This window comes from Pseudonocardia thermophila (assembly GCF_900142365.1).
In the GTDB taxonomy this organism is placed as follows: domain Bacteria; phylum Actinomycetota; class Actinomycetes; order Mycobacteriales; family Pseudonocardiaceae; genus Pseudonocardia; species Pseudonocardia thermophila.
Genome location: NZ_FRAP01000012.1, coordinates 136962 through 162245 on the forward strand (window position 1 = coordinate 136962; position 25284 = coordinate 162245).

Sequence of the window (25284 nt, forward strand, 5' to 3'; positions counted from 1 at the left end):
GGATGAGCGCCGGCCCGTGAGGCCGGGCGGGAACGTTACGAACGGATAAACGGAATGGGTATGACGTATCTAACATCCGCGCAACGAGTTTCGGTGAGGGCTATCACCGGACCTCGTTGCTCCGTTCGTACTAATTTGCGCGGGATCTGGGTCAAGATCACGCGCATCTACCGTGACCTGCGTCAAGCATTCGGCCGTTACCCGCCCGTTATTGCGACGACCGAGTGAACTTCACTCGTGCCGCGCCCCGAGGACTTTTTTTGAAAAGGTTGCTGAAGTGGAAGTACTTCAGCGCTCGCGCTCGCCTCGGATGAACGCCTCGACGGCCTCGCGGGCCTCGTCGTCGCTGTACTGCTCCGGCGGCGACTTCATGAAGTAGCTCGACGCCGACAGGACCGGGCCGCCGATGCCGCGGTCCTTCGCGAGCTTGGCCGCGCGGATGGCGTCGATGATGATGCCCGCCGAGTTCGGCGAGTCCCACACCTCGAGCTTGTACTCGAGGTTGAGCGGCACGTCACCGAACGCGCGGCCCTCCAGCCGGACGTAGGCCCACTTGCGGTCGTCGAGCCAGGCCACGTAGTCCGACGGGCCGATGTGCACGTTCTTGGCCCCCAGGTCCCGGGCGACCTGGCTGGTGACCGACTGCGTCTTCGAGATCTTCTTCGACTCGAGCCGCTCCAGCTCCTTCATGTTCAGGAAGTCCATGTTCCCGCCCACGTTGAGCTGCATGGTGCGGTCGAGGTGCACGCCGCGGTCCTCGAACAGCTTGGCCAGCACCCGGTGGGTGATGGTGGCGCCGACCTGACTCTTGATGTCGTCGCCGACGATCGGCACGCCGGCCGCGCGGAACTTCTCCGCCCACACGGGGTCGGAGGCGATGAACACCGGCAGCGCGTTGACGAACGCCACGCCGGCGTCGATCGCGCACTGGGCGTAGAAGCGGTCGGCCTCCTCGCTGCCGACCGGCAGGTACGACACCAGGACGTCCACCTCGGCGTCGCGCAGCGCCTGCACCACGTCGACCGGCTCGGCGTCCGACTCCTCGATCGTCTCCCGGTAGAAGCGGCCGAGGCCGTCGAGCGTCGGGCCGCGCTGGACCGTCACGTCCAGCGGCGGGACGTCGGCGATCCGGATGGTGTTGTTCTCACTGGCGACGATCGCCTCGGACAAGTCGGTGCCGACCTTCTTGGCGTCCACGTCGAAGGCGGCCACGAACTCGATGTCACCCACGTGGTAGCCACCGAAGTCGACGTGCATGAGACCGGGGACACGCGTCGCCGGGTCCGCGTCGGCGTAGTAGTGCACACCCTGGACCAAGGACGCCGCGCAGTTGCCGACACCGACGATCGCCACGCGCACCGTCTTCTTGCCAGATGCGGGACTCATGTCGCCTCCTGTCGTTCGAACACACAACCCTGGGTAACAGTAGCTTCGCGCGCGGTCGGCGCAGCGGGTCGAGATCCGCATCACGCCTCTGAGTCGCTAACCGCTCGCCCCTCGCGAGGCACCGCGCACCACCTGCGCGAGGGACGGTGCGGCCGAACGGGTGGGTCTGCCGCGTACCCTGACCAGGTGCGCACCCAGCGACAGGTCGTCGACTACGCGTTGCAGCGCCGTGCGCTGCTCGCCGACCTCCGCTCCGGGAAGGTCGGGACGGACGAGGTCTGCGACGCCAGTCCGTACCTGCTCCGCGCGGCGCGCTTCCACGGCGAGGAGAGCGACGAGCTCTGCCCGGTCTGCGGCAGGGAGAGGCTCTCGCTGGTCTCGTGGGTCTTCGGCGAGGAGCTCAAGCACGTGGCCGGATCGGCCCGCAAGCCCGCCGAGATCGACCAGCTGGCGAACCTCTACGGCGAGTTCTCCGTGTACCAGGTCGAGGTGTGCCGCACCTGCAGCTGGAACCACCTGGTGCTGTCGTACGTGACGGGCTCCGGAGCTCCCCCCGGCAAGCCCCGGCGATCCGACCCCCGACGGACCGCCGCCGAATGACGATCTGACGAGGACTAGCGGTGAGTGATCAACGCGAGCCACGGAACGGCCCCCGTCCGCCCGGCCGTCCGCAGGTCCCGCCGCCGGGCGTGCGTCCGCCCGTGGGCCCGCCCCCGCCGGGGATGCGACCGCCGCCCCAGCGGTTCCGGCCCGGCGCTCCCCCTGCGGCCGCCCGGCCCGGACCCGAGGTCCCCCACCGGCGCGAGGTGCCGCTCCTCACCCACGACGACACCCCGGCCGCACTGACCCAGCAGGCCCTGACTCAGCAGGCGCTGAATCGACACGCGCCGGCTCAACAGGCGCCCACCCAGCATGCCGGGTCCGTCCGCGGGTCCGTGTGGCCCGACGCGGCCACCGCCGTCGTCGCCCGCTCCGGCGGCGCTCCGGGTGGGCCTCCGCGCGGCGGCCGCAGGACCGCAGCCGCGCCGCGCGACCCGCGCCGCCGCTGGCTGCGCTGGACGCTGGGCGCGCTCGGGACCATGATCCTGCTCCCGTTCCTCGCGTTCGTCATCGGGTGGGTCATCTTCAAGGTCCCCTCCGCCGACGAGGTCCGCACCACGCAGCAGGCTGTCTTCACCTTCGCCGACGCCACCACGCCGGTGGCCACGGTGCGCCCGGAGGGCGGCGGCAACCGCATCAAGGTGCCCCTCGACCGGGTGCCGGTGCAGGTGCGCCAGGCGGTGCTCGCCGCTGAGGACGCCACCTTCTACTCCAACCCGGGCTTCGACCTGTCCGGCATCCTGCGGGCGATCTACAACCAGGTCACCGGCGGCGTCGGCGGCGGTTCGACGATCACCCAGCAGTACATCAAGGTCACCACCGGGCAGGACCAGTCCTCCGGGTTCGCCGGGCTCTGGCGCAAGTACAAGGAGATCGTCCTCGCGGTGAAGATCTCCCGCGAGTACACCAAGGACGAGATCCTCGAGAACTACCTCAACACCATCTACCTGGGCCGCGGTGCGTCCGGCATCCAGACCGCGTCGCTCGCCTACTTCGGCAAGGACGTCGACCAGCTCACGGTGAGCGAGGGCGCGCTGCTGGCCGGCGTGATCCAGTCGCCCTCGCGGTGGGACCCGGCCAAGAGCCGGCCCGACGCCGAGCGGCGCTGGAACTTCGTCCTCGACCAGATGGTGCAGAACAAGTGGCTCTCGCCCGAGGAACGGGCCGCGCTGCAGTTCCCGGAGACGAAGGAGCCCGAGCCGCTCGGCGGCGGGGTCCCCGGTGACGACCGGTTCCACATCTACAACCGGGCCAAGGCCGAGCTGCTGGCCATGGGCATCACCGAGGACCAGATCGAGACCGAGGGCCTCACGGTCGTCACCACGATCGACCAGAAGACCCAGCAGAAGGCGGTCGAGGCGGTCAAGGCGGTCAAGCGCGGCCAGCCGGAGAACCTCCGCTACGCGCTGACCGCGGTCGATCCCCGGACCGGCGCGATCATGGCCTACTACGGCGGCGACAACATCTCGTTCGACTACGCGGGCAACGCGCTGCGTCAGCCCGGATCGTCGTTCAAGCCGTTCGTGTTCGCCGCCGCGCTGCAGGCCGGGAAGGGCATCGGGCTGGGCACGGTCTACGACGGCACGTCGCCGCAGACGATCAAGGGCACGGTGTTCAACAACTCCGAGAGCGCCAGCTGCCCGAACTGCACGGTGCTGCAGGCCATGACCCAGTCGGTCAACACCGTGTTCATCCACATGGCCGACCAGATCGGCATCCAGAAGGTGATCGACGCCGCGCACGCCGCCGGGATCCCGGAGAACCTGGTCAACGAGCGGCGGCTCGGCCTGGCGCTCGGCGACCAGGACGTGCACCCACTCGACATGGCCGTGGCGTACGCGACGTTCGCCGCCGACGGGGTGCGCCACCAGCCGTTCCTGGTCCAGAAGGTCACCACCGCCGACGGGCGGGTCCTCTACGAGGCGCCGGAGTCGCCGGCGGGCGAGCAGGCCTTCCCGCAGCAGGTGGCGCGCAACGTCACCGAGTCGATGATGCAGGTGGCCAGCACGTCCGGGGTGCCGCTCTCCGGCGGGCGCCCGGCGGCGTCGAAGTCCGGTACGGCCCAGAACGAGCAGTACAAGGGCCAGAACCGCGACGCGTGGTACGTCGGGTACACCCCGCAGCTGTCGACCGCGGTGTGGGTGGGCAGCGACAAGTCCGACCCGATCAAGAACTCGGCGGGCCGGCCCATCTACGGGCGCATGCTGCCCGGCTCGATCTGGCAGCGGTTCATGAACCAGGCGCTGGCCGGCAAGCCGATCGAGCAGTTCTCCCCGTTCGAGCCGATGGGCACCCCGCCCTACTACGGCGACGACGACGATGACGACGACGAGGACGAGGACGACTACGAGGACGGCGAGGACCGCCGGGGCCGGGGCGACCGCGGCGAGCGCGGTGGCCGGGGCGACGACGGCGACGACGAGGACTACGGCCTGCGCTACTTCGGCGACAGCACGGCCGTGGCCGTCCCCGCCGCCAACGGTCCGGGCGGCTACGCGACCGTGCCTGCACAGGCCACGCCGACCCCCCAGCCGCGACGGGTGAGTCCGGTCTCCAGCGCACCGCCGACCCCGGCCGGCCGGTGACCCGCCCGGCCGGGCCGGGTGGAACGTCGGGGGACGCACCTGGACGCGTCGTCGCGTCGTGGACCGAGCCGCTCGCCGCGGCCGCGAGCCAGGTCGTCGGCGGTCCGCTCGGCCGGCACGCCCTCGTGGGCCGCAGCGTGTTCTGGACGCCGCTGCGGGTCCTGCTGCTGTTCGGGGTGATCGCGCTCGTGCTGGCGTGGCTGGGCAAGTCGCCGTGCCTGCAGCAGTACGTCACCGAGGACGGCCAGCTCGCGCTCGACTGGCGCGACCACCGCCAGTACGTGGCGATGTGCTACTCGGACACGGTCCCGCTCTACCACGTGGAGGGCGTCGACCGGGGGCTCGTGCCTTACCGGGACCCGTGGCCGTCGGCCGAGGAGGGTCCCCGGTACATGGAGTACCCCGTACTCACCGGGTTCTTCCAGTACGTCAACGCGCGGCTGACCGACGCCTGGCTCGGCCTGGCCGAGCTGCTGCCGTTCCTGCCCGTCGCGCTGCCGGTGGTCGTGTACTTCGACATCACCGCGCTGTGGCTGGCGCTGGCCTGGCTGGTCGTGGTGTGGGCGGTGCAGTCGCTGCGCCGCGGCCGGCCGTGGGACGCGGCACTGGTGGCCGTGTCCCCGCTGGTTCTGGTGCACGTGTTCACCAACTTCGACGCGCCCGCCGTCGCGTGCGCCACCGCCGGGCTGCTCGCGCTGGCGAGGCGGCGGGCCGTGCTCGCCGGCGCGCTGCTGGGGATCGGGGGTGCGTTCAAGGCGTTCCCGCTCCTCCTGCTGCTGCCGGTGCTGTTGGTGGCGCTGCGGCGGCGGGAGCTCGCGCTCGGGGTGCGCACGGTCGCGGTCGCCGTGGGTGCGTTCGTGGCGATCAACCTGCCGGTGGCGCTGGCCTGGCCGGCCGGCTGGTGGGAGTTCTTCCGGCTCAATCAGACCCGCCCCGCCGACCCGGACTCGCTCTACTTCGTGGTCAGCGGCCTCACCGGGTGGCCGGGCTTCGACGGACCGCTCGCGGAGGGCCAGTCGCCGGCCGTGCTGAACACGGTGACGGCTGTGCTGTTCGTGCTGTGCTGCGCCGGGATCGCCGTGCTGGCGCTGCGCGCGCCGCGGCCGCCGCGCGTCGCGTCGCTGGCGTTCCTCGTCGTCGCGGCGTTCCTGCTGGTCAACAAGGTGTGGAGCCCGCAGTACTCGCTGTGGCTGGTGCCGCTGGCGGTGCTCGCGCTGCCGCGCTGGCGGTTGCTGCTGATCTGGATGTTCGTCGACGCGCTCGTCTGGGTGCCGCGGATGTACTACTACCTGACCCCGGCGAACAAGGGCCTGCCGCCGGAGTGGTTCTTCGGCGCGGTCGTCCTGCGGGACGCGGTCGTGGTGCTGCTGTGCGCGCTGGTCGTGCGCTCGGTGCTGCGGCCGGAGACCGACCCGGTGCGCACCGACGGGGTGTCCGGCGACGACCCGGAGTGGCCGCCACCACCTTCCGGAGCTGCAGCCCTGCTCACATCCGCTCGGCGGGCCCGCGCGGGGTCCGGCTGAGGCACGATCGAGGGGTGGACTCCCGATCGATCGCCGCCGCGATCGACCGGTTCGAGCGGCGCGCCCTCGACCGGCCCGATCTCCGGCACTCCGCCGTCGCCATCGCCGTCGTCGAGGAGGCGGAGGGCCCGGCGTTCCTGCTGACCCGCCGCGCCGCCACTCTGCGCCGGCACGCCGGCCAGTGGGCGCTGCCGGGTGGGCGGATCGAGCCGGGCGAGACGGCGAGCGAGGCCGCCCGGCGCGAGCTCGCCGAGGAGCTGGGCCTGCACCTGCCCGCCGAGGCCGAGCTCGGTGCCCTCGACGACTACGCCAGCCGCTCCGGCTTCCTGATCACTCCGGTGGTGTTCTGGGCCGGGTCGCCGGGTGAGCTCACGCCCGATCCGGGCGAGGTCGGCGAGGTGCACCGCGTGCCGCTGAAGCTGATCGACGTCGAGCCGCGGTTCATCTCGATCCCGGAGAGCGACCGGCCGGTGATCCAGCTGCCGCTGTTCGGCCGGTTCGTGCACGCCCCGACCGGGGCGATCCTGCACCAGTTCCGGGAGGTCGTGCTGCACGGCCGCGACACCAGGGTGGCGCACTACGAGCAGCCGGTGTTCGCCTGGCGCTGAGCCGCGTCCGAGCCGTCGGGCCCGCCGGCGGGCGCGGGCAGGTACGCCGTGTCCGGGCGCAGCCGGGTACCCACCGTGAGGAACACCACGAAGAGCACGACGAGCAGCGCCGCCCGGCCCCACACCCCGACCGCGACGGCCTGGGCCGCCAGGCCGTCGTCGATGCCGATGCCGCCGGTCTTCAGCGTGTAGTACCAGCGGAAGATCCCGATGCCCATCACCAGGTCGACGGCCAGGTAGGCGACGATCCACCGCCACGGCAGCGCGAGCAGTACGAAGAACGGCAGGAGCCACAGCGTGTACTGGGGCGAGTGCACCTTGTGCAGCAGCAGGAAGCCGCACAGCATCGCGCCGCTCACCCCGAGCCACGGGTACTCGCCCGTGCGGTGCCAGCGCCACAGGCCCACAGCGGCCGCGACGGCGAACGAGGTCAGCACCAGCGTGGGCGACAGGACGTCCATCAGCTCCTGGAACTCGGCGTTGTCCGGACCGGACTTCGGTCGCAGGCCCCAGTACCAGATCGAGTTCGTGGTGATGTCGACCTTGCGCAGCTGCTGGAACGTGAACGACGCCCGCCAGCCCTCGTAGCCGGCGAGCGCGAACGGCAGGTTCACCAGCACGACGGTGAGCGCGCCGGCCAGCGGCACGCGCAGCGCCTTGCCCCACGCCAGCCGGCCCGGCTCGGCCATGAGCAGCACGTACAGCGCGAGCGGCAGCAGGAACGCGCCCGGGTAGAGCTTGAACGCGAACCCGAGCCCGAGCAGCACCGCGGCGACCGTCGCCCGGTCGGCCAGCGGCCGAGTGGTGCGCCAGCCGTGCACCGCGTAGACCGCGGCGACGGCGCACGCCACCACCGGCAGGTCCCAGTTGTGGAAGGCGTAGAGCACCAGGGGTGGCCCGAGCGCCCACAGCAGCGCCCACCAACGGGTCAGCCGGGCCAGCAGGAACCCGGTGAGGAGGCCGAACGGCGCCATCAGCAACGCCGAGCCGAGCAGGTACCCGGCGTCGTTGTCCGCGAAGACCGCGCCCGCCCAGATCACCAGGCCGGTGAGCACCGGGTACTCGACGGTGCCGCCCTTCAGCTGGCCCTCGGGCGTGATCGAGCCGTGGACGTACGGGAAGACGTGCTTGTCGATGTCGCGACCCAGCCACAGGTGCTGGATGTCGGAGTAGCAGACGTCCCGGTCGATGCGCAGGTCGTAGTCCGGCTGGCTGCGGCCCGCCTCGTCGAACTCGGGGCCGGTGCAGCGCGCCTTGTTCGCGTAGCCGAGCAGCAAGGTGCAACCGGTGAGCAGCACGACGATCGCCAGCACCAGCCGACCACGCCTCACCGATCGGCGGACGGACGCGACCGGCGACGTGCGGATCCCCGGTTCACCACCGGTTCCCGCCAGGCCCGGCCCGGCGTCCACTCGGGTCACTGCCCCAGCCGCTCGCGCAGGTACGCGACGTCGTCGGCCTGGCCCTCGGCCGGGGTCTCGACCACGACCGGGGCGCCCGCCGCGGCGCACACGGCCACCAGCTGCTCCGGCGGGATCGTGCCGTCGGCGATGTTGGCGTGCCGGTCCTGGCCGGAGCCGAACTCGTCGCGGGAGTTGTTGAGGTGCACCAGGTCGATCCGGCCGGTGATCGCCTTGACCTTGTCGACGACGTCGGCCAGGTCGTGCCCGGCCGCGAACGCGTGGCAGGTGTCGAGGCAGAATCCCACCCCGTACTCGCCGATCGCGCTCCACAGCCGGTCCAGCGCGTCGAGGTGGCGGGCCATCGCGTAGTCGCCGCCCGCGGTGTTCTCCAGGAAGATCGGCACCGGGAACCCGCCCTCGTCCTGCTGGCGGGAGATGAACTTGCGCCAGTTGTCGACGCCCACCGCCGGGTCGTCCTTGGCGGTGACGTGCCCGCCGTGCACGACCAGGCCGATCGCGCCGACCTCCGCGGCACCTTCGGCGTGCTGCACCACGAGCTTGCGGGACGGGATGCGCACCCGGTTGTTCGTGCTGGCCAGGTTCACCACGTACGGCGCGTGCACCACGACCGCGAGATCGCCGTTGCGCAGCTCATCGGCCTGCGGGTGCGTGGGCGGCTTCTTCCAGCCCTGCGGGTCGGACAGGAAGATCTGGACGATGTCGGCGCCGCGGTCGGAAGCAGAGGCGACCGGGTCGGCCTCCCGTACGTGGGCCCCGATGAGCATGGGCCCAGGGTAGTGACCGCGGTGACTCCGTCCGTCAGGTGTGCACGCCCGGCCGCGCCCGGCGACCTGCATGCGGTCCGACCTGGGCGCATTGGTACCGTTGTTGGTCGCACTCCGCCGGCAGGGCCGTCGGCCCGATTCCTGTCGGGGTGCAGTGAGAACCTCCTGTCGCGGTAGAAGGCCGCGGCCGAACAGTCCATAGGAGGTGAGTGGTTCTCATGCGTCATTACGAGCTGATGGTCATCCTCGACCCGGGCCTCGACGAGCGCACCGTGATGCCGTCGCTTGAGGCGTTCCTCAACGTCATCAAGAACTCCGGCGGCAAGGTCGAGAAGGTCGACATCTGGGGGAAGCGCCGCCTCGCGTACGAGATCGCGAAGCACTCCGAGGGCATCTACGCGGTGCTCGAGGTGGAGGCGGAGCCGGCCGCGGTCACCGAGCTCGACCGCCAGCTGAACCTGAACGAGTCGGTGCTGCGCACCAAGGTCCTCCGCCGCGAGCCGAAGCGGGCCGCTGCGTCCGCTGCGATGGCGAGCTGAGGCGGACATGGCCGGCGAAACCGTCATCACGGTGGTCGGGAACCTGACGGCCGACCCCGAGCTGCGGTTCACTCCGTCCGGTGCCGCGGTCGCGAACTTCACGGTGGCCTCCACCCCGCGCACGCTGGACCGTCAGACCGGGGAGTGGAAGGACGGCGAGGCGCTGTTCCTGCGCTGCAACATCTGGCGGCAGGCCGCCGAGAACGTCGCCGAGTCCCTCACCCGCGGCATGCGCGTGGTGGTCACCGGCCGGCTGCGGCAGCGGTCCTTCGAGACCCGCGAGGGTGAGAAGCGCACTGTCGTCGAGCTCGACGTCGACGAGGTCGGCCCGTCGCTGCGCTACGCCACGGCCAAGGTCAGCAAGACCACCCGCGGCAGCGGGAGCGGTGGCTTCGGCGGCGGTGGCGGCGGCTACGGCGGTGGCGGAGGTGGCTACGGCGGCGGTCCGGCCGACGACCCGTGGGGTTCGGCACCGCCCGCGGGCAGCGGTCCGCTCGACGACGAACCCCCGTTCTGAGGTGCGCCGCCCCATGCCCACCCCCGTCCTGCGCAAGCCGGTCCGGAAGAAGGTGTGCGCGTTCTGCGCGGATTCGGCGCAGTCGATCGACTACAAGGACACCGGCCTGCTGCGGAAGTACATCTCCGACCGCGGCAAGATCCGCGCAAGCCGCGTCACCGGCACCTGCCGGCAGCACCAGCGCGACGTCGCGATCGCGGTGAAGAACTCCCGCGAGGTCGCGCTGCTGCCGCTCACCTCGCCGGCACGCTAGCGAAGGTCAGACAAGGAACCGACGATGAAGCTCATCCTCACCGCCGAAGTGCCCAACCTGGGCGTGCCCGGCGACATCGTGGAGGTCAAGGACGGCTACGGCCGCAACTACCTCCTGCCGCGCAACCTGGCCATCCTGGCCACCCGCGGGGCGGAGAAGCAGGTCGCCGCGCTCAAGCGCGCCCAGCGGGCCCGTGAGGCCCGCAACCTCGAGACCGCCAAGGAGCTCGCCGCGCAGATCGGCGGCCTCACCCTCACCGTCAAGGCGAAGGCGGCGGGCGATTCGGGCCGGCTGTTCGGCTCGGTCACCGCGGCCGACGTCGTGGCGGCTGTGCGGGCCGCCGGCGGCCCGGCGGTCGACCGCCACGCGGTCACCCTCCCCGGCCAGATCAAGACGGTGGGCAGCCACCCGGTCAGCATCCAGCTGCACCCGGAGGTCACCGTCGAGACGAACGTGGAGGTCGTCGCAGCCTGACGATCTCCGTCACTCTGCGTGCACAGAAGCGGGGTCGGCCGTGAGGCCGGCCCCGCTTCTCGCGTCTCCATCCGGTGATCGCAGTTCCCCGTACCAGACACGCCGCTCGGCGCACGGAGGCGCGCCGGAAAAGTTGTGCCGGTGTCGGTGAGCGACCCCAGGGATGCGCCGGGTGACCGGTGCCGTCCACGGTGCGACACGCCGATGAGGCGCCTGTCGGCGTGTCGCAGACGGAAAGTTGTCCACAGTCTGTGGAATCGCTTTGACCAGCAAAAACTCGCTCAGATTCTGAGTTTTCCACATACGATCCCCAGGCCGGTCCCGGACGGGTCCCCCTGCTGACCGCGATCATCCCCAACCCGTGCACAGGGTTGTGCACAAGGCTGTTCGACACGGGTTCGAGGGCGCCCTAACCTCCCCGCGCGGGGTGCTCGTGCGCGGTCCGGCGGGCCCTGCCGCTCGGCGCACGAGCGCCGGAACCCGCGCGTGACGATCGAACATCGGTTCGATAGACTGTGGGCAGGGGGTGACGCTGCGTATGGCTCTGGCAGACGACCGGGCGACGGCGCCGGCGCGGCCGTATCCGGTTCGCTCCTCGGGTGAGGGGGGCGAACCGGCGGGTCCGTTCGACCGGCAGCCGCCGCAGGACGTCACTGCCGAGCAGTCGGTGCTGGGCGGGATGCTGCTGTCCAAGGACGCGATCGCCGACGTCGTCGAGATCCTGCGGCCCGAGGACTTCTACAAGCCCACGCACCAGACGGTCTACGAGTGCATCCTCGACCTCTACAGCCGCGGTGAGCCTGCGGACGCGGTCACCGTCGGCGCGGAGCTGCAGCGGCGCGGCGAGCTGATCCGGCTCGGCGGGCTGCCGTACCTGCACACGCTGATCGCCACGGTGCCCACCGCGGCCAACGCCGCGTACTACGCCGAGATCGTCGCCGAGAAGGCGATCCTGCGCCGGCTGGTCGAGGCCGGTACCCGCATCGTGCAGCTGGGTTACCACGGTGCAGAGGGCGCCGACGTCAACGACGTCGTCGACCGCGCGCAGGCGGCCATCTACGACGTCACCGAGCGCTCGACGAGCGAGGACTTCGTGGTGCTGGAGGAGCTCCTGCAGCCCACGATGGACGAGATCGACGCCATCCAGAACAGCGGCGGACTCGCCCAGGGCGTGCCCACCGGGTTCGCCGATCTCGACGCGATCACCAACGGCCTGCACCCCGGGCAGATGATCGTGGTCGCGGCCCGGCCGGGTCTGGGCAAGTCGACGCTGGGCCTCGACTTCGCCCGCTCGTGCTCCATCAAGCACGGGATGACGAGCGTCATCTTCTCGCTCGAGATGAGCAAGTCCGAGATCGTCATGCGCCTGCTGTCGGCCGAGGCGCGGATCCGGCTGACCGACATGCGCGCCGGGCGGATGAGCGACGACGACTGGACGCGCATGGCCCGGCGGATGAGCGAGATCAGCGAGGCGCCGCTGTTCATCGACGACTCGCCGAACCTCACGCTGATGGAGATCCGGGCCAAGGCGCGCCGGCTCAAGCAACGCCACGACCTGCGGCTGATCGTCCTCGACTACCTGCAGCTGATGACGTCCGGCCGCAAGGTCGAGTCACGCCAGCAGGAGGTCTCGGAGTTCTCGCGGCAGATCAAGCTGCTGGCCAAGGAGCTGAACGTGCCGATCGTGGCGATGAGCCAGCTCAACCGCGGCCCCGAGCAGCGCACCGACAAGCGGCCGCAGCTGTCCGACCTGCGGGAGTCCGGTTCGATCGAGCAGGACGCCGACATGGTCATCCTGCTGCACCGGCCGGACGCGTTCGAGCGCGACGATCCCCGGGCCGGCGAGGCCGACCTGATCCTGGCCAAGCACCGCAACGGGCCGCAGGCCACCATCACGGTGGCGCATCAGCTGCACTACAGCCGCTTCGCGGACCTCGCCCACACCTGACGGGCGGCGCGGCTCAGGCCGTGCTGGTGGCCCGCAGGCCGCGCACCGCGGCCACCACGAGCGCGGCGAGCGAGACGAGCGCTCCGCCGAGCACGAGCGGCACCAGCACGGTCAGGCTGCCGACCAGGATGGCGGCCAGCCCGATCGCGAGCAGCAGAACCGGCCTCGGGCGCCCCGGGACCCGGTGACGGGCCAGCATGCGCGCGAGCCGGGGATCGGTCTCGGCGATGTGGCGCTCGATGCGGGCCAGGGTGCGGCGCTCACGCTCGCTCATCACCGGATGAGAGTAGGCAGCGCACCCTGACCCGAGGCCAGCGGATCAGGGGAACATCACATTCCGATCACGAGAACATCACGGCGCCTGGTCAGGGTGCCGCGTGGGCGGCGATCAGCTGGGAGGCCCGCTCGGCCGACTCGATCGTGGCCAGGTGGGCACCCGGCACGATCTCCAGCCGAGCCCCGGGGACGCCGTCTGCGATCGTCCGCGCGTGCGGCTCGACCGGCGTAGCCAGGTCGTCGGCACCGGCGATGACCAGCGTCGGCACGGTGATGGCGGCGAGCCGGTCGCGGTGGTCCCAGTCCCGGACCGCTGCGGCCGAGGCCGCGTAGCCGGCGTCGTCGGTGCCGGCGACCATCGCCCGGCACTCCGCCACCCACTCGGGGTGCTCGGCCGCCCACGCCGGTGTGAACCAGCGATCGACCACCGCCTCGGCGATCGCCGCCGTCCCCTTCTCGGTCACGGCGGCGATGCGGTCGGCCCACGGCGTCTTGTCCGGGAAGTACGCGCTGGTGCAGCAGAGGGTGAGGCTGGAGAGCCGCTGCGGGGCATGCGAGCCCAGGTGCATGCCGACCATGCCGCCCAGTGACAGCCCGCACCACGCGACCCGCTCCAGCCCCAGCTTGTCCAGCAGCGCCAGCACGTCCCCGGCCAGGTCGGCCACCGCGTACGGCCCGGGCGGAACGGGCGAGCGGCCATGCCCGCGGTGGTCGATGCGCACGATGCGGAAGCGGTCGCCCAGCGCCTCGACCTGCGGCCGCCACATCTCCAGCGTCGAACCCAGCGACCCGGCCAGCATCAGCACCGGCGCGTCGCGCGGGCCCTCGTCGACGTAGAACAGCTCGACGCTCACAGCACCTCCATGCGTTTCGTCCGGTTGAAGCCTCGCACGAGCGCGCGAGTCGTGGATCACCCGACGGCGAGTCGGGGCTTTCGCGGCGGCGAGTCGTGGATCTGCTGACGGCGAGTTGTCCCGACCGGGCCGGCGAGTTCGCCGACGGGGATGCGGAACGTCTCGGAATCCACATCTGGATGTCACGGGATCCGGATTCGCTGTCGCGAAGCCGCGACTCGCGGTCAGGGTCCGTTCTCCCCGACCGTGCGCATGCTGCGCAGGGTCGACAGCTCCTCCTCGCTCGGCGGAGCGGTGACGGCGAGATCGTCGGCGATCACGAGCTCCCATCCGGTCTCCGCGCGCACCTGCTCGACCGTCACGCCCTCGTGCACCGCGGTGAGGACGAGCTCGGCGGTCTCGGGATCGGGTTCGAGGAGCCCGAGGTCGGTGATGACCGTGGTCGGGCCGGCGCCGCGCAGGCCGAGCGCGCAGCGGTCACCGGGCCCGCTCCCGTGCCCCATGGTGGTCACGAAGTCCACGCCCTCGACGAACGCCCGCCGTGCGTGCCGCATCACGATCACCACCTCGCGGCAGTGCGCTGCGATCTCCGGCGCGCCGCCGGCGCCGGGCAGGCGGACGGTCGGTTCGTCGTACTCGCCGATGACCGTGGTGTTGATGTTGCCGAAGCGGTCGAGCTGCGCACCCGACAGGAACCCGACGTCGATCCGGCCGGGCTGCAGCCAGTAGTTGAAGATCTCCGGTACCGACACGACGGTCCGCGCCGACTCGGCGAGGATGCCGTCGCCGATGGACAGCGGCAGCTCCTCCGGCCGGGAGCCGATCGTGCCGGATTCGTAGATCAGCACCAGCTCCGGCGCGTGCAGCCGACGGGCCAGGTTGGCCGCGCGCGAGGGCAGGCCGATGCCGACGAAGCAGACCTGGCCGTCGCGCAGGGTCCGCGCGGCGGCGACGGTCATCATCTCCTCGCTCGTCCAGTTCACGACGCGCGCCCCTTCAGCTCCTCCAGCCACGCCGTGAAGCGGTCGCGGTCGCGGCTGATGGCGTCCCACGCCCGGTAGGCGGCGTTGTCGCGGTCGTAGTAGCCCTGCGCGTACGACGGGGCGGCACCCCGCGGCGCGACCGCGACGGCGTCGATCACCCAGGCCGGCAGCACGATCGCGCCCGGCGTCGGCTCGAGCTCGTCGACGATCTCCTCGACGGTGACGAGCGAGCGCTTCGCGGCGAGCACCGCCTCCTTCTGGACGCCGGTGATGCCCCACAGCTGCACGTTGCCCGCTCGGTCGGCGCGTTGGGCGTGCACGATCGTCACGTCCGGGTTGAGCGCGGCGACCGCCGCCAGCTCCTCCCCGGTGAACGGGCAGGTCACGGTGGCCACGGTGGACGTGTGCAGCGGGAGGTCGGTGCCGAGGTAGCCGCGCAGGACCGCGAACGGCAGCCCGGACGCCCCCGCGACGTACCGGTTGGCCATGCCGGCGTGCGAGTGCTCCTCGATCTCCAGCGGCCGGGGCCAGCCGTTCGCCAGCGCGTCGCGCATCCGGTGGAGCGAGCCGACGCCCGGGTTGCCGCCCCAGGAGAACACCAGCTTCGCGGCGCACCCTGCGCCGATCATCTGGTCGTAGACGAGGTCGGGGGTCATCCGCACGAGCGTCAGGTCACGGCGCTCCTGCCGGATGATCTCGTGGCCAGCGGCGAACGGGATGAGGTGGGTGAACCCCTCCAGCGCGACCGCGTCGCCGTCGTGCACCAGCTCGGCCACCGCCTCCGGCAGGGACATGATCGTGGCCACGTCCATCGACGCTAGTGCCGCGGCCGGTCGCCCGGCAACGGCAGGGTCAGTCGCTGCCCTCCGGGTCCGGTCCGGCCGGTGGGGAGGTGAACCGCCGCCACAACCGGACGATCCATCCCGGGGGCTCCTCGGCGTCCGGCCCGGGTTCCACCGGGTTCGCGTGCCGCGGCCGGAGGGGATCGACCTCCGCGGGCAACTGCTCGACCGGGGAGGTCAGCGACCGGATCGCGGTGTTGACGACGGCGAGCAGCGGCACGGCGAGCAGCGCGCCGACGATCCCGGCCACCACGACGCCCGCTGCGACGGCGAGAACGACGGCCAGCGGGTGCAGGCTCACCGCGCGGCCCAGGAGCAGCGGCTGGAGCACGTGTCCTTCCAGCTGCTGCACCCCGATCACGACGGCGAGCACGACGATCGCCGCGATCGGCCCGTTCGCGACGAGCGCGACGAGCACCGCGATCGCGCCGGTGAGCACCGCGCCGACGGTGGGGATGAACGCACCGAGGAACACCAGCGCCGCGAGCGGGATCACCAACGGGACACCGACGATCGCCAGCCCGATGCCGATGCCGACGGCGTCCACGACGGCGACGAGCACGGTCGCCCGCACGTAGCCGACCAGCGCGGCGAACGCCCGCCGGCCTGCGACGTCCACCCGGTGACGGCGCTGCGCCGGCGCGGCGCGCAGCAGGAAGTTCCAGATCGCGGGCCCGTCGTAGAGGAAGAAGATCAGGGAGAACAGCACGAGCGCCATGCCGGCGGCGATCTCGCCGACGGTCGCGGCGGTGCTGAGCGCACCGGAGGTGAGCGCGCCCCGGTTCTCGGTGATCGCCTGGTTGAGCTGGTCGGGGATGCTCTGCAGCCAGTCGGCGGGCAGGAAGAACGGCGGCCCCTGCAGCAGCTCCTGCAGCGACCGGAAGCTCGCGGCGAGCTGGTCCTGCAGCTCGGGGAGCCCCGCGATGAACGTGTTGATCACGAACGCCAGCAGTCCGACCAGCACCGCGAGCCCGCCGATCAGCACGAGCACCGTGGCGATGATCCGCGGCACCCGCTGCTTGACCAACCACACGACGGCCGGGCCGAGCAGGGCGGCCAGCAGCACCGAGATCGCGACCGGGATGGCCACCACCCGCAGCAGGACGAGCAGCCAGAGCAGCAGGCCGGCCGCCGCGACGATGACGAGGAAGCGCCACGACACGTCCGATGCCAGGCGCAGCGACGCCGGGATCCGATCGGCCGCGGTCCGCGGCGGGCCGGCCGGTGGGGTCGTCGGCGGCGGGACGGGTGCCGGCGGAGGTTCGTCGCTCACGCCGCGACGGTAACCGGATCGCTCGGCAACCGTGTGGTGAGCACTGCAAGCACCGTCGTATTCGTGTTGGTTATGAGCGGCCATCGGTGCGCGCAGCCCTCCTCGATCTGATCACCCAAGCGCGAACAACACCCGTGTAGTTGACCATCGATCGTTGATCGACAGCTCTTAACGGGTGGTCACCTGCTACGGATCGTCATGATCAGCGGGTGGCGACCGGTCGAGCACTGCCCGGATGGAGCAGCGCTGCGGTGAAGACGTGCTGGTCGCAGCCGTACCGCCGGGTGTGTCGCCGGATGCCGCCGTTCGATGTGCCCTGTGCCCATGCGCCGTCACGGGCTGCGGCCGAACGCTTCGGCGTCCAGGAGGTTACGGTCCCCGGCGGGTGATCATGCGGCGATCCGGATGCGCTGTGCACACACCGCGATCACGAGACCGTGGCCGGTGTCCACTCGAACGAATGGACCCTGCCGGATTCTGCGTAACGAGGCTGCTCGACCCGTTTCCCTACCTCGTGTGACCCCGTTGTGGGTGGTGAGTGCGGCGAACGGAGCAGCGGCGACAGAGCCGAGCAGACCATTCCGGCAGGGCGCACTTTCTGACGACGGAGGTGACACGTGACCGACCTCGCGATGGGTCAGGACCGCTGGACGGGTTCCCTGCTCGACTGGGACCAGCGCCAGGAAGGGCGTCACGCTCTCGACGAAGACGCCCTGCTGACGCCGATCTTCCACGCTCTCAAGCGGGGCGGCTGGCGGGAGCGGCAGCACGAGCCCACCGCCGAGCAGCGGCGACGCGGCCGGGAGCGCCGGGACCCGCTCGACGAGTTCCGCCGCGACCCGTTGACCGCCCCCATCCCGGAGCAGGCGTTCTCCGTCGTGCCGGAGCAGTCCTACCGCCGCCCGGCGCACCTGCGCACCGGAAGGTCGGTCAGCTCGACGGGCCGGCACCACCGGGTGGACGGCTGGCACTAGCCGGCGGCACCAACTCAGCACAGATCTCGGTGCAGATCTCGGTGCAGATCTTCTGAGCCGGAAGCGGGACCCGACCGGATCGCTGGGGAGCGGATCGAGGATCGGGAGTCACGAAGGGCCGGGGGCGCCTGCCCCCGGCCCTTCGCCTCCTCAGCCTCGTACCCGCGCGGCAGCCGCCCGCAGGTCGGCCGTGACGACGGCCCGGTCCACCCGCGTGGGCTCGCCGTCGGCGATCACCTGCTCCCCGGCCACCCACACGTCGCGCACGGCGCGCGACCCCGCCGCCCAGACGAGGTTCGACAGCAGTTGCGCATCGTCGCCCGGATCGACGAACGCCGAGTCGGTCAGGTCGATGTGCACGAGATCGGCCCAGCGCCCCGGCTCCAACACCCCGATGTCGCCGCGCCCGATCGCGGCCGCGCCGTCGCGGGTGGCCATCAGCACCAGCTCGGCCGCGGTGAGTGCCGCCGCGTCGCCGGCGCTGACCCGCGCCAGGAGCCCCGCGAGCCGGGCCTCGGCCCACAGGTCCAGGTCGTCGCCCGACGCCGGTCCGTCGGTACCCAGCCCGACCCGCACCCCCGCTCGGCGCAGGGCCGTCGTGCGGGCGATCCCCGCGGCCAGCTTCGCGTTCGACCCGGGGCAGTGCGCGACTGCGGCGCCGCGGGCGGCGAGCAGCGCCACGTCCTCGTCGGACAGCTGCACCGCGTGCGCGGCCAGCAGCCGTCCGCCCAGCAGCCCGACCTTGTCGAGCAACGCCGGGACGGAGCCGTGCTCGGCGCGCAGCTGCTGGTCCTCCTGCGCCGACTCGGCGACGTGGATGTGCACCAGCGCGTTCCGGGCCCGCGCGTGCTCGGCCACCGACGCCAGTGCCTCCACGGGCAGTGTGTACGCCGCGTGCGGCCCGTATCCCAGCTCGATCCGGTCGCCCGGCCCGTACCGGACGCCGCGCTCGTCGATGCGGGCGGAGATGTCGTCGCGCATCTGCTCCCACGTGCCCAGCCGGTCCCAGCCGGACGCGGCGATGATCCCCGGGGTGAGCACGACGCGCGATCCGACGTCGAGCACGGCGTCGAGCACCGCGTCGGTGAAGAAGTACATCTCGACGCTGGTGGTGATGCCGTTGCGCAGCATCTCCACGCAACCGCCGACCATGCCGGCCCGCACGTCGGCGGCGTCGAGCCTGCCCTCGGCGGGCCACATCACCTCGTGCAGCCAGCGCATCAGCGGCAGGTCGCCGCCCAGCCCGCGCAGCAGCGCCATCGGGGTGTGCGCGTGGGTGTTGACCAGCCCGGGCATGAGCAGGCCGGGCAGCGCCACCACCTCGTCGGCGGGCGGGGCGCCGGCCAGCGGGCCGACCCGGGTGATCCGGCCGGCCGGATCGACGTCGACGGCGGCGTCGCGCAGCACGGTGCAGCGCTCGTCGCAGGGCAGTACGACGGGTGCGGTGAACCTCACCTGCGGTCCAACAGCGATCTGAGGGAACGGAACGGGGGCAGCCAGGCGCCGCCTTCGGGCAGCGAATCCAGTGTGATCCGCGGCAGCGGCTCGCGGAAGACGCCCTCGATGTCTTCGAGGTCGACGAACTCGAGGACCTCGGAGTTCAGCGCGAACGTGGCGTACTCGCGGAACCCGATCACCGTGATCGCCACGCCCTTGGCGTGCAGCGCCTCCAGTGGCTCGCGGAACGCCCGCCCGTCGCCGGAGGCCACGACCACGTGCCGCAGCGCACCCTCGTCCGCCCGCAGCTCGATGTGGCGGAGCATGTCCTCGTCGACGTCGGAGTCCTCGGTGAGCTTGGGCTTGGCGAAGACGGCGAACCCGACGTTGCGCAGCGCCTCGACCCAGGGCCGGACCACCTCGGTCGTGCCGGGCACGACGTTGGTGAACACGGTGGCCTCGGCGATCGCGTCGTCCCCGGCGAGCTCGAGCAACCAGCGGCCGACCGCGTCGAACCGCGGGCGGTAGGCCGACGTCGGCCGCGCTCCCAGCAGTGAGCCGAGGCTCATGTCCATGTTGGGCGCGTCCCAGACCAGCAGGACGCGGGGCTGCGGACCGGTCGGGAGCATGGGGCGACCCTACTGGACTACCGTCTGGATCGATGATCGAGGAACCGGCACCCGACGTCACCGCCGCGATGGAGGCGAACGACGTCGCCTCCCGCGAGGCGGGCGTCCGAGTGCTCTCAGTCGGTGACGGTAGCGCAACGACCGCCCTGACCGTCGAGTCGCGCCATCTGAACGGCCACGGCATCTGCCACGGCGGTTACGTGTTCCTGCTCGCCGACACGGCGTTCGCGTACGCCTGCAACAGCCACGGGATCCCCGCGGTGGCCGCGGGCGCCGACATCGCGTTCCTGCGGCCGGTGTCCGCGGGGACCGAGCTGGTCGCGTACGCCGTGGAGCGGGCGCTCACCGGGCGCAGCGGCCTCTACGACGTCACGGTGCGGGCCGGCACCGAGCCCGACGCGCCGGTGGTCGCGGAGTTCCGCGGGCGGTCCCGCCAGGTGCCGGGCCTGGCCGGCCCGCGCTGACGCGTCAGGCCTGGCCGGGCTGCAGGAACGCCGGTCGCTGGTCGGGGTCGGGCTCGTCGTAGTACCGGTGGTAGACCGGGGTGAGCCCGCCGGACACCGGCGGCACGATCCAGCTCCAGTTCGCCGGGCAACGCCGGCCCGCCTTCTCCTCCTTCGCCACGTGCGTGAGGAAGCGCTGCGACTCGGTGTGGTGGTCGGTCATGGTGACGCCGGCCTTGTCGAACGAGTGCTGCACGGCGCGCACGACCTCCACCATCGCGCGGTCGCGCCACAGGGTGCGGTCGGAGCTCATGTCGAGCCCCAGCCGCTTGCCGATGACCGGCAGCAGGTCGTAGCGGTCCCTGTCGATGAGGTTGCGGGCGCCGATCTCGGTGCCCATGTACCAGCCGTTGAACGGCGCGCACGGGTAGGTGATGCCGCCGATGACGAGCGGCATGTTCGAGATCGCCGGCACCGCGTGCCAGCGCAGCTTCAGCTCGGCGAACCACGGGTGCTCGGGGTGCTCCAGCGGGACCTCGAGCACGACCTCCTTGGGGATGGTGAACAGCTCCGGCTCGCCGTACCCGACGGAGATCAGCAGCGGGAGGATGTCGAAGCGGCCGGGCGGGTCGGGCCGCTTCCAGCCCATCGCGACGACCCGGTCGGTGAAGTCGGCGTAGCGGCCGTCGCCGCGGATCTCACCGGTCGGGGTGCGGTGGCCGGCGTACCGGATCAGCTGGTCGTTGTGGATGCGCGGGCCGGGCTCACCGGGCCGGTCCGGCGCGAAGATCGTGATCGTGGAGCGGATGCGGCCGCCTCGGGTGCACTCGCGCAGATGGCTGATGCAGCCCTCGGCGACCTCGGCGGGCCGGCGGACGTGCCGGAAGTCGCGCACGTGCAGGCTCTTCCAGTAGAGCCGGCCGATGCACCGGTCGGCGTTGCGCCACGCCACGCGGGCGCCGAAGGTGAGCTCCTCGAGGGTCTGCGTGTAGCTACCGGTCTCGTCGATCTCCGCGTAGACCTCGCGCAGCCGCTGCTCGAACGGCTTCTCCGCGCCGGACTCGGAGTAGAACAGCTCCAGGAAGTCCAGCGCCTCCTCCTTGTCGACGGGCTTCGTCGTCGCAGGCGGAGCACCCGCGACCGAGTGGTCGACAGGGCAACGCTGGGCGGGGAGCTCGGTCGACGGGGCGACGGTCGACGTCACGCAATGCCTCCAGCCATGGGGATCTGCGGTGCGGAGGCGGTGACCCGATGGACGGACGTGGGGAGCGTCCCGGTCACTCATCACCTCCACGAAGATCGCTCGTTACCCGTTAGGGGCCGTTCATCCTTCCTACACGGCCCCCATCGGGCGGCGCTATCCATCCCGTTACGCAACGGTGACGCACCGGATAGGGGGCGGACACATCGGCCGCTCGCCTCTCCGAAATCGGTACTCACCGTGACGTCGCAGGTCGGAGGCTGGTCACTCGGAGTAGATCGGTGGTGGCAGAAGGGTGAGGACGCCGCCGTTCGGCGCAGTGCCGTGATCGTCCGGCTGGCCCGTCGGTGCGCCGGAGGGTCGTCTGGATGCGACGAGCGTCAAGCGACGCGTCGGAAGATCAAGTCGTGGACCGTTCGGCCCTCCCGGAGGGCCCTTCGCTCGAACTTGGTCACGGGCCGCCACTCCGGTCGGGGGGTCCACTGCCCCGGACCTGCGGTGTTCTCCAGGCCCTCCGCGGCTTCGGCCACGGTGAGCATCTGCCGGGCGTAGTCGTCCCAGTCGGTGGCCATGTGCAGGGTGCCGCCCGGCGCGAGGCGGGACGCGGCGAGCGCGACGAAGGCGGGCTGGATGAGCCGGCGCTTGCGGTGGCGGCGCTTCGGCCAGGGATCGGGGAAGAAGATGCGCAGCCCGGCCAGCGAGGCGGGCGGCACCCGTTCCCGCAGCAGCGCGACGGCGTCGCCGCGCAGCAGGACGAGGTTTCGCAGGTCGGCCTCGACGATCCGCTTGAGCAGCTGACCCAGCCCTGGTTCGAACACCTCGACGGCGAGGTGGTCGATGTCCGGCTCGGCCGCCGCCATCGCCGCGCTGGCCTCGCCCATGCCGGAGCCGATCTCCATGATCAGCGGGGCGGTGCGGCCGAACCAGGCGGGCGGGTCGTAGGGCTCCGACCCGTCGAGCAGCGCGGAGATCTCGTGGCCGTAGGTCGACCACCAGCGGTTCCAGGCGTTCAGCTGCCCCTCGGTGAACCTGGCCCGGTGGTGGACGAAGCTGGTGATCTCGCGGTGCGGGGAGGCCGACTCGGGCACGTCGGCAGCCTGCCACAGCGCGCTCGGTGTGCTGGTCGGCGGGTTTGCGCGTTCGGCCCCGCGGACCGGGGGCAGCGTGCGACCCTGCTGCGATGACCGACCGGTACGCCGACGCCGTGCGCGCACGGCGGGCCGAGCTGCGGGCCGAGCGCGCCGCGCTCGGCGGTGCGCACCGCGCCGAGCTGCGGACCGAGCTGGCCCTGGCCCGGCTCGCGGTCGCCGAGCTGGTCGCCGTCGCGGCCCGGCAGCTGGTCCGGGAGGTCCGCGAGCGCGTCGCCGCGGCCGACCGCACGGGCCGGGCCCGACTGCCCGCCGACGTCGAGCGGGCGGTGCACGCCATCGCCGCCGCCGTCGACGACCACCTGACCGGGGAGCTCGCTCCCGCCCTGTGCCGCGTCGCCGGGAGCCGCGGGCTCACGCTGCCGCCGGAGTGGCCCGCCGTCCCGCCCGGCCGCCCGCCCGTCGTCGACCCGATCGCGCCAGCGCGGACCCCGCTGCTGGTCGGCGCGCTGGAGGGCCTCACGGCGTGGCGCACCGCGCTCCTGCCGCTCGCCGCGCTGCCGCTGCTGGGGCTGCCGGTGCTGGGCGGTCCGGCCCTGGCCCCGCTGGCGATCGGGACCGCGGTGACCGCGCTCGTCCTCGCGGTGCGGCACCGGCGAGTGCTGGCCGAGCGGGCCGCGCTGCTGCGCGCCGCCGAGGAGGCCGTGGCCGCAGCCCGCGCGCTGCTCGACGCCGACGTCAGTCGTCGGCTGCTGGAGTTGGAGCGCTCCGTCGGCGCTGAGCTGGACGAGGCCGTGGCCCGCCGGCGCGTCGGGGTGGAGGCCGAGCTGCGAGAGCTGGCCCCGGTGGTGGCCGATGCCTGAGCTGCGCCCGGATCCGCCGCGCCGCCCGTGGGACGTGCCCGACGAGCCCGTGCGGATCCCCGAGACCGGCCTCGACACCGACGGCGACGGCGTGGCCGACACGGTCGTGCGCGACGACGGCGCCGATCTGCTGATCATCACCGATCTCGACGCGGACGGCGTCGCCGACCAGGTGCTGCGGCTGACCGGCACCGGTGAGGTCCGCATGATCGAACTGCTCGACACCCGGCCGGAAACGACTGGTCCGGCGCTCGACCTTGACTAGGGTCGACGGACATGCGCGACATCGACGCCGAGTTCACGGCACTCCCCCTCTCCGCGCTGGCCGACGCGGCACTGGACCGGGCGCGCCGGCTCGGCGCCCAGCACGCCGATCTCCGCGTGGAGCGCCTGGTCGGGCAGTCGATCAACCTGCGCGACGGCGCCGTCACGGGTGTCTCCGACTCGATCACGCTGGGCCTGGCGGTGCGGGTGATCGTCGACGGGGTGTGGGGGTTCGCCTCGCACGTCGAGCTGACGCCGCAGCGGGCGGCCGCCGTGGCGGAGCAGGCGGTGTCGGTGGCCCGCACGCTCGCGCCGATGGCCGGCGAGCGGGTGGAGCGAGCCGACGAGCCCGTGCACGCCGGCGTGCGGTGGGTGTCGGACTACGACGTCGACCCGTTCACCGTGCCCGCCGGGGACAAGGTCGCGCTGCTCGCCGAGTGGTCCCAGCGGCTTTTGGCCGCGGACGGCGTCGACCACGTCAGCGCCGATCTCGCGCAGGTGAAGGAGAACAAGTTCTACGCCGACCTGGCCGGCTCCTCCATCACCCAGCAGCGCGTGCGGATCGCGCCCGGGCTGACCGCGACGGCCGTCGACCGCGCGGCAGGCGGCTTCGAGACGATGCGCACGCTCGCCCCGCCGACCGGGCGCGGCTGGGAGTACCTGACCGGTACCGGCTGGGACTGGGACGCCGAGCTCGCCGAGATCCCCGACCTGCTGCGGGAGAAGCTGAAGGCGCCCAGCGTCACCGCGGGTCCGACGGACCTGGTCATCGACCCCACCAACCTGTGGCTGACCATCCACGAGTCGATCGGGCACGCCACCGAGTACGACCGCGCCATCGGGTACGAGGCCGCGTACGCGGGCACCAGCTTCGCCACCCCGGACAAGCTCGGCACGCTGCAGTACGGGGCGCCGTTCATGCACGTCACCGGCGACCGCACGGAACCGCACGGGTTGGCCACCATCGGCTACGACGACGACGGGGTGCAGACCACCCGCTGGGACCTGATCAAGGACGGGGTGCTGGTCGGCTACCAGCTCGACCGCACGTTCGCGCCGCGGCTGGGCCTGGAGCGCTCCAACGGCTGCGCGTTCGCGGACTCCCCGCACCACGTACCGATCCAGCGGATGGCGAACGTGTCGCTGCAACCGGATCCCGACCGCGACACGAGCACCGAGGAGCTGATCGCCGGTGTCGAGGACGGCATCTACATCGTCGGCGACAAGTCGTGGTCGATCGACATGCAGCGGTACAACTTCCAGTTCACCGGGCAGCGCTTCTACAAGATCGAGAACGGGAAGCTGGCCGGGCAGCTGCGCGACGTCGCCTACCAGGCCACCACCACCGACTTCTGGGGCGCGATGGACGCCGTCGGTGGTCCGTCCACCTGGCGGCTCGGGGGCGCGATGAACTGCGGGAAGGCGCAGCCGGGGCAGATCGCCGCGGTGAGCCACGGGTGCCCGTCCGCGCGGTTCCGCGGGATCAACGTGCTGAACACCCAGGAGGAGGGGCAGTGATCGGCGTGGGGGGCCCGC

Annotated in this window: 26 protein-coding genes; 14 read left to right on the forward strand and 12 right to left on the reverse strand. The window is 71.8% G+C overall.

What is annotated here, in order from left to right; all coding sequences use genetic code 11:
* Positions 1-288 precede the first annotated feature (288 nt).
* On the reverse strand, positions 289-1386 hold the full coding sequence (locus tag BUE41_RS16620; RefSeq protein ID WP_073458017.1) for an inositol-3-phosphate synthase: 1098 nt from the start codon (positions 1384-1386) through the stop codon (positions 289-291).
* 186 nt (positions 1387-1572) lie between these two features.
* On the opposite strand from BUE41_RS16620, the gene BUE41_RS16625 reads away from it, so the two are divergent.
* The 4 genes from BUE41_RS16625 (at position 1573) to BUE41_RS16645 (ending at position 6702) form a co-directional block, all read left to right on the forward strand.
* Positions 1573-1986, forward strand: a complete 414-nt coding sequence (locus BUE41_RS16625; protein ID WP_073458018.1) for a DUF5318 domain-containing protein — start codon at positions 1573-1575, stop codon at positions 1984-1986.
* 206 nt (positions 1987-2192) lie between these two features.
* Positions 2193-4571 (forward strand): transglycosylase domain-containing protein, encoded by a 2379-nt coding sequence (locus BUE41_RS16635; protein ID WP_234997319.1) that lies wholly within the window; start codon positions 2193-2195, stop codon positions 4569-4571.
* The gene (locus BUE41_RS16640) at positions 4568-6094 is read left to right on the forward strand and encodes a glycosyltransferase family 87 protein (protein WP_073458021.1); all 1527 of its coding nucleotides are present in this window, start codon (positions 4568-4570) and stop codon (positions 6092-6094) included. The genes BUE41_RS16635 and BUE41_RS16640 overlap by 4 nt, the downstream gene beginning before the upstream one ends.
* A 14-nt stretch (positions 6095-6108) precedes the next feature.
* Positions 6109-6702: an NUDIX hydrolase gene (locus BUE41_RS16645; RefSeq protein WP_073458022.1), complete on the forward strand. Its 594-nt coding sequence runs from the start codon at positions 6109-6111 to the stop codon at positions 6700-6702.
* On the opposite strand, the gene BUE41_RS16650 is transcribed toward BUE41_RS16645, so the two are convergent.
* Together BUE41_RS16650 and BUE41_RS16655 are read right to left on the reverse strand one after the other, a co-directional pair.
* A complete protein-coding gene (locus tag BUE41_RS16650; RefSeq protein WP_327194772.1) occupies positions 6672-8015 on the reverse strand; it encodes a hypothetical protein in 1344 nt (447 codons plus the stop codon). The genes BUE41_RS16645 and BUE41_RS16650 overlap by 31 nt on opposite strands.
* Before the next feature lie 104 nt (positions 8016-8119).
* A complete protein-coding gene (locus BUE41_RS16655; protein WP_073458023.1) occupies positions 8120-8890 on the reverse strand; it encodes a deoxyribonuclease IV in 771 nt (256 codons plus the stop codon).
* A 218-nt stretch (positions 8891-9108) separates the two neighbouring features.
* Here BUE41_RS16655 and rpsF point away from each other — a divergent pair, with 218 nt between their 5' ends.
* From rpsF to dnaB, 5 genes are all read left to right on the forward strand, one after another.
* Positions 9109-9429, forward strand: a complete 321-nt coding sequence (gene rpsF, locus BUE41_RS16660; protein WP_073458024.1) for a 30S ribosomal protein S6 — start codon at positions 9109-9111, stop codon at positions 9427-9429.
* Between the two features lie 7 nt (positions 9430-9436).
* A complete protein-coding gene (locus BUE41_RS16665) occupies positions 9437-9946 on the forward strand; it encodes a single-stranded DNA-binding protein (RefSeq protein ID WP_073458025.1) in 510 nt (169 codons plus the stop codon).
* Between the two features lie 13 nt (positions 9947-9959).
* Entirely contained in the window at positions 9960-10199 is a 240-nt protein-coding gene (gene rpsR, locus BUE41_RS16670; protein WP_073458026.1) for a 30S ribosomal protein S18, read from the forward strand.
* Between the two features lie 24 nt (positions 10200-10223).
* Positions 10224-10673, forward strand: a complete 450-nt coding sequence (gene rplI, locus BUE41_RS16675; RefSeq protein ID WP_073458027.1) for a 50S ribosomal protein L9 — start codon at positions 10224-10226, stop codon at positions 10671-10673.
* Between the two features lie 538 nt (positions 10674-11211).
* Positions 11212-12621, forward strand: a complete 1410-nt coding sequence (gene dnaB / locus BUE41_RS16680) for a replicative DNA helicase (protein WP_073458092.1) — start codon at positions 11212-11214, stop codon at positions 12619-12621.
* Between the two features lie 13 nt (positions 12622-12634).
* Here the strand turns inward: dnaB and BUE41_RS16685 are convergent, their stop codons facing one another.
* The 5 genes from BUE41_RS16685 to BUE41_RS16705 form a co-directional block, all read right to left on the reverse strand.
* Positions 12635-12895 carry a DUF3040 domain-containing protein gene (locus BUE41_RS16685; RefSeq protein ID WP_073458028.1) on the reverse strand — a complete coding sequence of 87 codons (261 nt, stop codon included), beginning with the start codon at positions 12893-12895 and terminating at the stop codon, positions 12635-12637.
* Between the two features lie 91 nt (positions 12896-12986).
* Positions 12987-13751, reverse strand: a complete 765-nt coding sequence (gene pcaD, locus BUE41_RS16690) for a 3-oxoadipate enol-lactonase (protein ID WP_073458029.1) — start codon at positions 13749-13751, stop codon at positions 12987-12989.
* A gap of 224 nt (positions 13752-13975) precedes the next feature.
* Positions 13976-14713, reverse strand: a complete 738-nt coding sequence (locus BUE41_RS16695; RefSeq protein ID WP_073458093.1) for a CoA-transferase subunit beta — start codon at positions 14711-14713, stop codon at positions 13976-13978.
* Positions 14714-14730: 17 nt separating this feature from the next.
* Positions 14731-15540 (reverse strand): CoA transferase subunit A, encoded by an 810-nt coding sequence (locus BUE41_RS16700; protein ID WP_073458094.1) that lies wholly within the window; start codon positions 15538-15540, stop codon positions 14731-14733.
* Between the two features lie 46 nt (positions 15541-15586).
* A complete protein-coding gene (locus tag BUE41_RS16705; protein WP_234997323.1) occupies positions 15587-16849 on the reverse strand; it encodes an AI-2E family transporter in 1263 nt (420 codons plus the stop codon).
* 617 nt (positions 16850-17466) lie between these two features.
* Between BUE41_RS16705 and BUE41_RS16710 the strand changes: the two genes are divergently transcribed.
* The gene (locus BUE41_RS16710) at positions 17467-17823 is read left to right on the forward strand and encodes a hypothetical protein (protein WP_073458030.1); all 357 of its coding nucleotides are present in this window, start codon (positions 17467-17469) and stop codon (positions 17821-17823) included.
* A gap of 150 nt (positions 17824-17973) precedes the next feature.
* On the opposite strand, the gene BUE41_RS16715 is transcribed toward BUE41_RS16710, so the two are convergent.
* A complete protein-coding gene (locus BUE41_RS16715) occupies positions 17974-19278 on the reverse strand; it encodes an amidohydrolase family protein (RefSeq protein WP_234997325.1) in 1305 nt (434 codons plus the stop codon).
* On the reverse strand, positions 19275-19889 hold the full coding sequence (locus tag BUE41_RS16720) for an NYN domain-containing protein (protein ID WP_073458031.1): 615 nt from the start codon (positions 19887-19889) through the stop codon (positions 19275-19277). The genes BUE41_RS16715 and BUE41_RS16720 overlap by 4 nt, the downstream gene beginning before the upstream one ends.
* Before the next feature lie 32 nt (positions 19890-19921).
* On the opposite strand from BUE41_RS16720, the gene paaI reads away from it, so the two are divergent.
* Positions 19922-20353, forward strand: coding sequence for a hydroxyphenylacetyl-CoA thioesterase PaaI (paaI, locus tag BUE41_RS16725; RefSeq protein WP_073458032.1), 432 nt, complete (start codon positions 19922-19924; stop codon positions 20351-20353).
* A 4-nt stretch (positions 20354-20357) separates the two neighbouring features.
* Here the strand turns inward: paaI and BUE41_RS16730 are convergent, their stop codons facing one another.
* Positions 20358-21536, reverse strand: coding sequence for a nitric oxide synthase oxygenase (locus BUE41_RS16730; RefSeq protein ID WP_268794491.1), 1179 nt, complete (start codon positions 21534-21536; stop codon positions 20358-20360).
* A gap of 377 nt (positions 21537-21913) precedes the next feature.
* On the reverse strand, positions 21914-22621 hold the full coding sequence (gene trmB / locus BUE41_RS16735) for a tRNA (guanosine(46)-N7)-methyltransferase TrmB (RefSeq protein ID WP_073458033.1): 708 nt from the start codon (positions 22619-22621) through the stop codon (positions 21914-21916).
* A 92-nt stretch (positions 22622-22713) separates the two neighbouring features.
* Between trmB and BUE41_RS16740 the strand changes: the two genes are divergently transcribed.
* Genes BUE41_RS16740 through BUE41_RS16750 form a run of 3 tightly spaced genes read left to right on the forward strand, consistent with a single transcriptional unit; the run spans position 22714 to position 25266 of the window.
* Positions 22714-23484, forward strand: a complete 771-nt coding sequence (locus BUE41_RS16740; RefSeq protein WP_073458034.1) for a hypothetical protein — start codon at positions 22714-22716, stop codon at positions 23482-23484.
* Positions 23477-23749: a DUF6802 family protein gene (locus tag BUE41_RS16745; RefSeq protein WP_073458035.1), complete on the forward strand. Its 273-nt coding sequence runs from the start codon at positions 23477-23479 to the stop codon at positions 23747-23749. Before BUE41_RS16740 ends, BUE41_RS16745 begins: the two co-directional genes overlap by 8 nt.
* Positions 23750-23760: 11 nt before the next feature.
* Complete coding sequence (locus BUE41_RS16750) at positions 23761-25266, forward strand: TldD/PmbA family protein (RefSeq protein ID WP_073458036.1); 1506 nt, start codon at positions 23761-23763, stop codon at positions 25264-25266.
* The last annotated feature ends 18 nt before the right edge of the window (positions 25267-25284 follow it).